Below are 9,197 nucleotides of genomic sequence, written 5' to 3' on the forward strand. Positions count from 1 at the left end.
CATGTAATCGTTACATTTAGCGCTAGCAGCGATCGCTTATATTCTGCGATCGCACCTGTGATAAGAATGGCTAGCTATAGACAGGGGGTGTCGTGGCTGGCTACGGCTGGCTCCGCGATCGCGGAGCCGGATCTGAAATACCGCGAGTAAATCTCTTTAACACAATTCCCCCTCACAGAAGGGCTAAGACTGCGAGGGAGGAAGTCTGTCCTACAACAACTTACTCTCGTATTCCGCAAGAATTCCGGTCATTATTGACCGCAATGCAACGGCTCTATCTGCATTGCCGTTATTGATCGCGTCTTTCAGGTCGCGAATTGAATTTTCCAGACTGGCGCGTTTCGATGCATTCAAGCGCTGACCGAGATCGGCCAAGAAAACGCCGGTATACAGCGACAATCTTTCCAAGGCCAACATCGCTTGATTCTTATCGGCTGTGAAATTGGCTTCGATTTGATGAATACTTCTTTCTACCTGCCCCAGGATACCTTTGCTGATCTCACTGACGATCTTATCGGCAACGACATTGGACAGTGCACCCGTGAACTGAGCTTTGATCTGATTGCTTCCCGATAGATTATCCTGGGCGATAAAACCTTCCACGATGCGGTAAAAATATTCGCCTTCGATTTGTTTTTCCCTGGCTTCGTCCACGTCGGCGGTTCTATTTTCGATAATACCTTGAACTTCCCGCAGTACACCGATCAGAAAACTCCTGACCAAGGGAACGACGATATTTTCTCTCGCCAGCGCCAATGTTTGCGCATCGCCTGTGTCGGTTTTATCGAATGCTCGTTTACCTTGAATAAAGGCGGCGGTGATTTGATAGTCGAGATCCGGATCGCTACCCGACACAATCGATTGTTTGTCTGAAGAAAGTACTTTGTCTTCCTTATTCGCCGTTTTGGCAATCGCCGAGTAAGCGGTATACGCTCTATCCCATTCGAGCGCAAGTGCATCCGCCGATAAATTGCCGAACTGCTCCTGAACCAGCGTGACACGGTTGTATACAACCAACGCAAACATTTTCTGCAGCGACTTATCGATCACTTGCAAAGCCAAAGGAACCTGATCGCCGGATTTAACTTGTGCAATGGCTGCCGAAACATCTAGATCGATTGTTTGCCCATAGATTTGATCGACCAGTTGTGTCAGTTGTTGCAGATCTGCGCCATATTTTGTTGCGATAGCATCGGCATCGATCGGCACTTGATTCCGCAGACTGTCGATTGCCTGATAATCGGCAAGCGCATTCTCAACGATGGGGGTATGTTGCGCTACTTCATATTGAGCACGATTCAGCGCGTTTTCATACTTTGTCAGAATAGCCGATATGGCATTGCGCGCCAGCTCGGATTTAGGTGCACTGAGTTCATTGCTGGCAGTCATTAAATTTTCCAGCTCTTTTTCCAGGCTGCCACGGTCAGCGGCACCCAAGCGCAATTCGAGATCGGGCAACAGGACTCTGGCAAAATATTTCGCACCCGCCGCTTCGGCCACGGCATGTGGGCGGTCTTTTTCCGTGATAGCACTTGCTTGACCATTCATTTCAGCAACGACGCGGCCAATAAAACCTTTCCCTAACTCGCTGACAATCTCATCGGCAACGACTTTTGATGAGTCCCCTGTCAATTGCGCTTTTATCCTCAGGCTACCAGCAGGGTTTCCTCTAGCCACCAGCGATTCAATAACACGATAGAAAATTTCTCCTTCCTTGAGCTCAATGCTGGTTTCTTCCGGATCCGCGGCTCTATTCGCAATGGCACCGGCAACTTCACGTAATACCGCAATGTAGTAAGCGCGTGCAAGTGACATCCGTATTGCGTAACGGGCGATTTGCACCGTGACAAAGTCTTCTTCCGGATTACTTTTATTTAATGCTGTTCTAATTCTGGAAAAGTGATCGTTCACTTCAACATCGAGTCCTGGATTGCTGCCAGCTTCAAGCGCTTGACGATCAGTTGTCAATATTTGATTTTCTCTGGCCACAGTAGCGGAGATGGCTTGAAATGCAGCCACCGATTCGTCCAGCATGGCTATTAAAGCAACTGATGTTCCGGTTTCAAATTGATCGCGGATAGCGGCGATACGATTCCAGATCGATTGATAAAACACGCGCTGCAACGTCTTGTCGACGACTTGCGCCGCGAGTCTTGGCGCATAATCGTTTTTAATATCGTCAATGGCCGCCAGCACATCGCTGTCCAGACTTAACGAATTGGCAGTATCGATCTCTTGCGTCAGCGTTTGCAAAGCGCCTGCATAAGCATTTGCAATGGCATCACCGTTAATCGACACTTCTCTGCGCAACGTTCCAATTGTCCTGTAAGCAGTGACCGCGGATTCAATGGCCGCAGTATTTGAAGCCGCAACCGCATTATTAATTACAACCATGAAACATAAACTCACGATCAACAACATACTTAGTGAATTTATGAGTCTCCTCAATAAATACATACAAACTCCTCTATAAAATAAAGATTAACGATAATACAAATGATAACTATTATTATTTACAGCTGCAACTAAAAAATATATCGTTTTATTTTTGTGAGCTAAAAATTGGCAATCAAAGTCGCTCTGATCGCAATGGGTGAACCTGGAGCAATGTTAAAATCGTTTTGTGCGGAAGCGAAATATTTCGTATTAAATAAATTTTCTATATTTAACTGACCGCGGAAACTTTTGGTGAATTGCGTAAAAAGCGCTGCATCCACGCGAGTAAAATCAGGCAAAGTAACGCGATTCGTCAATGAAGCAAGCATGCTATCCCGGTGAATCACACCAAATGCTGCGCCGATACTCGGCGTAATATCGTAACGGCTCCACATTGAAAAAGTATGACGCGGAAGCTCCGCTACCGACGCGCCTTTCTTCGCAACGCCTTGGATGTCGCTGGTGATTTCGCCGACTTGATAGGCATACCCCCCCCATCACGCTCCAATTTGAGGTCAACTGTCCGGACAAACTGACTTCAACACCTTCGGTACGTTGCCCTTTGGTCAGAAAAGTTTGTCCGCCGACCACCGAGTTGATGACATTAGTGCGATCCAGCTGATAAACCGCAGCAGTAAACGCTAAATCCGGCCGCATATCCCATTTCACCCCTGTCTCCAGCGTTGTGAATTTTTCCGGTTTTAGTGTTTCAGTCGTGACGTTCAAGGCTGTCAGCTGATCACCGGCACGCGGTACATAGGCCTGACTATACGTTGCATAAAATGAAACAGGAGTGATAGGTTTATAGATCAAACCAAAACGGGGTGCGATCAGATCGTCTCTCGTCTTTAAATGCTCTCTCAAGCCATTTTTCTGCTGGAAATCCACTTCAAACAGGTCATAACGCACCCCCACAATCGCTTGCAGCTGCGGAATGATTTCGATCTGATCCTGAATATAAAGCGAAGTCACGTTGACAACGCTACGGTTCAATGCATCAACATCCCCGTCCCTGCCGCCATTCCTGGTTCTAAAAGTAATGGGAACATGAGTGATCGGATTACTGAAAGAAACCGGCAGGCTTGTCATAGCCAGACTATTATTAAATAAGCCCGTTGCACGCCGGTTATGGGTTTCCTGGCGCCCCACTTCGATACCGGCCATCAGCGTATGCGCAATAGGACCTGTGTTTAAGGAATACAGCAAGTTTGTTTGATTAAAAACATTTTCTCGTTTAGTCGCATTGCTATAAGCCCCCAGCGAAACTTCATTGAGCACATCATCCAATCCGCCGCTGGCAAACACATTCTGATAGAACTTATCATAAGTCGCATAATTCGTGCGATTCTGCAGTGTAACGCCGGTATCGAATTTATGTTCGATCAAAGAATTAAATGCGAGTACATCGACATTCGCATGGCTGCGTCGCGGATCCCCGAAGAATTGCGATCGATCCACATCGACAGGCCGCCCCATGAATGAAGTAATGCCTCGATCTGCGGTGCGATCGTCGTGATATCGTTCCATACCGGCAATAATCTTGGTGCGATGCGTCGGTTTTAGCGTAACCGTCGGGGAGATACCCAGCCTTTCCATGCTGACACCGTCCCGGAAGCTGCCAGCATCCTCGTAAAGCGCATTCAAGCGAACCGCAGCCATATCATTAATCACATACCCGACATCGGCGGTCATTCTTTTCAGATTAAAGGATCCCCCTTGGAAAGAGAATTCATTCGTCGGATTCCAATTCGCCTGCTTGCTGACACGATTAACCACACCACCCGAGCCACCCCGGCCAAAAATCATGCCGTTGGCGCCTTTGAGCACTTCAACGCGCTCAATGTTATAAAGATCTCGGTAATATTCCACATCATCACGGATACCATCGGTAAAAAAATCACCGGTTGAGCGATTACCGCGAAATACCAGCGCATCGCGATTGCCTTCGCCCTGCGAGATACCGACGCCGGGCACATAACGGACCGCATCGCCGATGCTTCGGACCGATTGATCTTTAATCAATTCATTGGTTATCACCGAGATAGCTTGCGGTACATCCCGCAGCAATGTATTGGTTTTTGTCGCCGTACTGGTGCTCACTGCCGCGTAGCGATTGGTATTGCTCGCCGTGACTTGTATTGCTGGCAATGTGGTGACGGCCGGTTCAGGAGAGGCCGAAGGTACTACGACGATGGCAAAACCATCGTCGCGCTGCGCCACTTGCAAACCAGAACCAATAAGCAATTGATCGAGCGCTGCTTTGATCTCAAAATCACCCGTCAAACCATGCGTGACTTTCCCCTGCAATAGCGCAGGATCCAAGGCAAGTTTAATTCCGGCTTGTTGTGAGAATTGCGTGAGTGCGTCGTGCAGATAGCCGGCAGAAATATCGTAGGTCCGCACTGCCGCTGAAGTGTTTATTGATTGTGCAACGCTAGGTTGAGGCAAGAAAACTGCGGCTAGACACACACTGACGAATACTGCACAAAAACAGATGTATCTAGTAAAACCACGAATAGTCATATCAAGAGTGAGTGCAAAATTATTTTTGCAGTGCTTACCCGATTCGAGGGTAAATATTATTATTAAAATGCGGTGAATTGAATAACTAACCCGGATTCACCGGCAAGATTCCACAATCTGCCGGGAAATCCTTATTGCGCCAAAACTATTCTTGGATTTCCCTCAGACCACTGTTTCGCACACGCGAGTTGATTGAGGAGTAAAATTTTGCAGCTGAGATTTCTGCACCAATGTCTGATCCAGAACCTCTTTTGCATGGCACGCGCACAGACCACATTGCTCCGTTACTCCCAAGCTGGCTTTTAAATCCCTCATCCGGCCCGCGCCTTGGTAAACTGCCTCACGCAGCGCGCTTTCCGTTACACCTTTGCAAATACATACATACATTTTAAATACCTTGCGATCTATATTTAAAAAATTCTTGTCTTTAAAATAACGATCTAATGATCATTAATAATGAGAATGATTCTTAATTATACTCATTTCTTTATGAAATGCAAGATATCCAGCAAACCCGCTATCACTGAATATAAAATACCTGATAGTCAGTCCTATCTTGGTTATCAACAAAAATTTGTTGAGTCGGTGCAAGACATATAGCATACTTACTGCGCTTCGATTTTCAGTACGCACTTTCCGCGGAACATCACTCAGATCCTCTAAATTTTCACAGGCAATTTAATGTTTATCAGCGTTCTTGATCTTTTCAAAATAGGTGTAGGCCCCTCCAGTTCGCACACCATGGGTCCCATGGTTGCAGCCAAGGATTTTCGCGGCCGCATTCAGACTTTTGTCACTAGTCATCCAATTCCGGATTTCCTGCAAGTACGCTGTACTTTGCGCGGATCATTGGCGTTTACCGGTAAGGGTCACGCCACCGACCGCGCGGTGACTTTAGGCATGCACAATCACACCCCGCAAGGACTTGCCAAACTAGACGTCAATGAACTATTCCAGAAACTCTGGCAGCAAAATACGCTGCCGATCAACGAATCGGTCACCGTTCATTTCAATCCACCCGAAGACATTATTTTCGATCGTGGCGAGCCGCTGCCGGAGCATCCGAACGGTATGATTTTTCAGTTGCTGGATGGAACCGGCAAGACGCTGCTGACAGAAACTTATTTCTCAATCGGCGGCGGTTTCATCTCTACTTTGTCCGAGATTGGCCAGATCGTCGCGCCAATCAAAATGGAAGCAACCAGTTCGTGCGGTTTTCCTTTCGATTCCGCCAATCAAATGATGAAAATGTCCGCCGACAGCGGCCTATCGATTGCCGCCATGAAACGCAGCAATGAGCTTGAACGCATGAATGAAAAAGCATTGAACGACGGTCTGGACGCCATTTGGGACGCGATGCACACCTGCCTGGAAAAAGGTTTGGTGGCCGAAGGCCGGTTACCCGGCGGACTCAACATCAAACGGCGCGCGCACGCTTTGTATCTGCAATTACAGAATAATCCGCAGAAAGCCAACCTGAACGACTGGCTGTGCGCTTACGCGATGGCGGTCAATGAGGAAAATGCTGCGGGCCATATGGTCGTCACCGCGCCGACCAACGGCGCTGCGGGCGTCATTCCAGCGGTCATTTATTATGCCGTGAAACACGAAGGTGCGACGCAGGAACAAGTACGCGATTTCTTATTGGTGGCCGGTGCGATCGGTGGCTTGATCAAGCATAACAGCTCGATTTCCGGTGCCGAAGTGGGCTGTCAAGGCGAAGTCGGTTCCGCTTCCGCGATGGCGGCGGCCGGTTTATGCGCGATCAAAGGCGGCTCGACGGCACAAATTGAGAATGCGGCGGAGATTGCATTGGAACATCACTTGGGCATGACTTGCGACCCGGTAGGCAGCCTGGTGCAGGTACCCTGTATCGAACGCAACGGCTTCGGCGCGATCAAGGCATACACCGCGTCATCGCTGGCCATACGCGGCGACGGCCAGCATTTTATGTCGCTGGATAATTGCATCGCTGCGATGAAACAAACCGGTCTGGAAATGTCAGTAAAATATAAGGAAACGTCGCTCGGCGGCTTGGCAGTCAGCATCACCGAATGTTAGCATCGGGCAAATTCGCACCGGTCACTTATCCCGGTGCAATTTGCCGATCACTGAACGCACACCGCGCACGACAAAGTAAACAGCAAGTACCACGACAGGAATCGCGATACCGGTCAGCAACTCGACGTTGATATCCTGCCCCGCCGCTTTCAGCGCTTTCAATCCATAGCCCACGATACCCAGCAGATAGTAGCTCAGCACCACCACGGACAAGCCTTCCACCGTTTCTTGCATACGCAGTTGCACGTGCGCGCGATTGTCCATGGATTTCAGCAAATCGCGGATCTGCCCTTCCATCGACAAGTCGACACGCGTACGCAGTAACGCCGAGGCGCGGCCCAAACGGGTCGACAGCGTTTCCAGCTTGGTATGCACCAGCTCGCACGTCCCCATCGCCGACGACAGTCGCTGAATCATGAATTCCTGCAACATCTGCAACCCTTCGATACGCTCCTCGCGCAATTCGGTAATGCGCAACTTGACGATATCGTAATACGCTCTGGAAGCATTGAAGCGGTGGCTGGTGAGCGCCGACAAACGCTCGGTTTCCGCCGCCAGCTGGGTCAATTCATTCAGCAAGCTCTGCTCATCCTCGATGCAGGTCAGTCCGGCACTGTTTGCGGTCAACTCGGCCAGACGCTGATCGGCGCGCGCCAGTTGCGGTATGATCTTGCGCGTCACGGGCAGCGGCAGCATCGCCAGCATGCGGTAAGTCTCGATTTCCAGCAAACGCTGCACCAGCCGTCCGACCTGGCGGCTGCGCAAGTTATCGTCATGAATGAGAATACGGCCGAAATTATCGGCATGAATCTGGTTATCACTCCACACACTCGCCGCGCCGCCCGCCACTTTGGAGCCGATCACCGTTCCGGATGCGAATAAATTCACCAGTTCATGCAAACTGCGTTTAGGGTGCGAGCGATCCTCCAACGCAATATGCGTCGCCACCAGCAATTCACCCGGCAACCGCGCCAACCAATCCTGCGGCACATACCCAATCGCGGGATGCGCAAACGGCATATCAAAAGGCTTGGCGCGATAAAAGGTATACGTTGAATATTCAGTATGCCGTTCCCAGCGCAAACGAAACTCACCGCAATCCGCGCTGAAATCATTTTCGTACGTATTCGGCGGATTGATGCCGTAGCGCAGGCATAGTTCACCCACCAGCTGACGTTCCTGATCGACCCGGTCGCGTTCCGACAGCAAGACCAAATGCGAAAGCTCAAACGGCGGCGCCAGTAACTCATACGCCACCGCGTTCAATTCGGCGTGCAGATCCTGCCGTTCCGCATATTCCGGAATCGCCAGTAATTTTTCTTCGGCAAGCGTGCCTAGTTCAGTGGCAACGGATGACAACGAGGCAGGAGAATCCATAACAATAGCCCGACTAAATATAACGAGCCAGTAGCATACCGAATTTTTATGACCCGCAAATGAATCTTTTGTGGAATGATTGCAGAGGAATGGGTTAAAGCAGCAGAAGCCGCCCACGCACAATAAAAAAGATCAACGTTCAAGGAACGTTGATCGACTAACATTCAGGAAGATACTACGTACTACGCAGCGAGTCTAGCACGGCAATTGTGAAGGTTTTGTGAGAACAAAAATGACGATGGTCTTGATCAATCGCCCGTGATTCCGTGTAAAAATCCTGCGGTATAGTAGAATTCCGCAAGCTCACTCACCGGAAACAACATGCCATCCACCGCGCCTTCAATCCTTGATCGCTATCTGGACAAAGTTATTCAAGACAATAAAACTATTTGTAAGAAATCTCAGAGTTGTTTACAGATAGGTTGATTGAAATAAGCGGTGAGTATTTCATAAGGGGTGGCATTATTCAAACTCTTGTGAGGCTTAACGGTATTGTAGAAATTAATGAAACGGAGAAGCTGAATGTGCCGATCGGCGCAGTCTTTAAAGTGAATCTTGCTGTGCCACATATCCATCAGGGTGCGGATAACCCGCTCAGCTTTACCGTTGGTTTGCGGACGATTGATGCGGGTAAACTTCTGACCGATACCGTGCTGCCTGCAAGCTTTGACGAAAGCGTGGCTGTCAGTTCCTTTAAATTCTTTACCGTTGTCAGAATAAGCATAGTCGATCTGGTAAGGACATTGAGCAACAGTGCTTGTGAGAAAGCAAGCTGCACTATGCTGGGTTTTATCGGGAAG

The 9,197-nt window shown here is 49.1% G+C and carries 6 protein-coding genes and 1 pseudogene; 1 reads left to right on the forward strand and 6 read right to left on the reverse strand.

Translation table 11 applies throughout. The features are described from left to right. Positions 1-210: 210 nt before the first annotated feature. From BLU57_RS10470 to BLU57_RS10480, 4 genes and pseudogenes are all read right to left on the reverse strand, one after another. A complete protein-coding gene (locus tag BLU57_RS10470) occupies positions 211-2,394 on the reverse strand; it encodes a hypothetical protein (RefSeq protein WP_256206236.1) in 2,184 nt (727 codons plus the stop codon). 161 nt (positions 2,395-2,555) lie between these two features. Continuing rightward, positions 2,556-2,903, reverse strand: coding sequence for a hypothetical protein (locus BLU57_RS16600; RefSeq protein ID WP_371113161.1), 348 nt, complete (start codon positions 2,901-2,903; stop codon positions 2,556-2,558). Positions 2,904-2,997: 94 nt separating this feature from the next. Continuing rightward, a pseudogene (locus BLU57_RS10475) lies at positions 2,998-4,959 on the reverse strand (TonB-dependent receptor domain-containing protein); the annotation flags it as partial. A gap of 162 nt (positions 4,960-5,121) precedes the next feature. Beyond that, positions 5,122-5,346 (reverse strand): (2Fe-2S)-binding protein, encoded by a 225-nt coding sequence (locus BLU57_RS10480; RefSeq protein ID WP_090320345.1) that lies wholly within the window; start codon positions 5,344-5,346, stop codon positions 5,122-5,124. A gap of 294 nt (positions 5,347-5,640) precedes the next feature. Between BLU57_RS10480 and BLU57_RS10485 the strand changes: the two genes are divergently transcribed. Next, positions 5,641-7,020: an L-serine ammonia-lyase gene (locus BLU57_RS10485; protein ID WP_090320347.1), complete on the forward strand. Its 1,380-nt coding sequence runs from the start codon at positions 5,641-5,643 to the stop codon at positions 7,018-7,020. Positions 7,021-7,041: 21 nt separating this feature from the next. Here BLU57_RS10485 and BLU57_RS10490 read toward each other — a convergent pair whose 3' ends face one another. Continuing rightward, positions 7,042-8,397: a DUF3422 family protein gene (locus BLU57_RS10490; RefSeq protein ID WP_090320350.1), complete on the reverse strand. Its 1,356-nt coding sequence runs from the start codon at positions 8,395-8,397 to the stop codon at positions 7,042-7,044. A gap of 401 nt (positions 8,398-8,798) precedes the next feature. Beyond that, positions 8,799-9,128 (reverse strand): integrase core domain-containing protein, encoded by a 330-nt coding sequence (locus tag BLU57_RS16855; RefSeq protein WP_371113153.1) that lies wholly within the window; start codon positions 9,126-9,128, stop codon positions 8,799-8,801. Between the last annotated feature and the right edge of the window lie 69 nt (positions 9,129-9,197).

Source organism: Nitrosomonas oligotropha, from assembly GCF_900106555.1.
In the GTDB taxonomy this organism is placed as follows: Bacteria; Pseudomonadota; Gammaproteobacteria; order Burkholderiales; family Nitrosomonadaceae; genus Nitrosomonas; species Nitrosomonas oligotropha_A.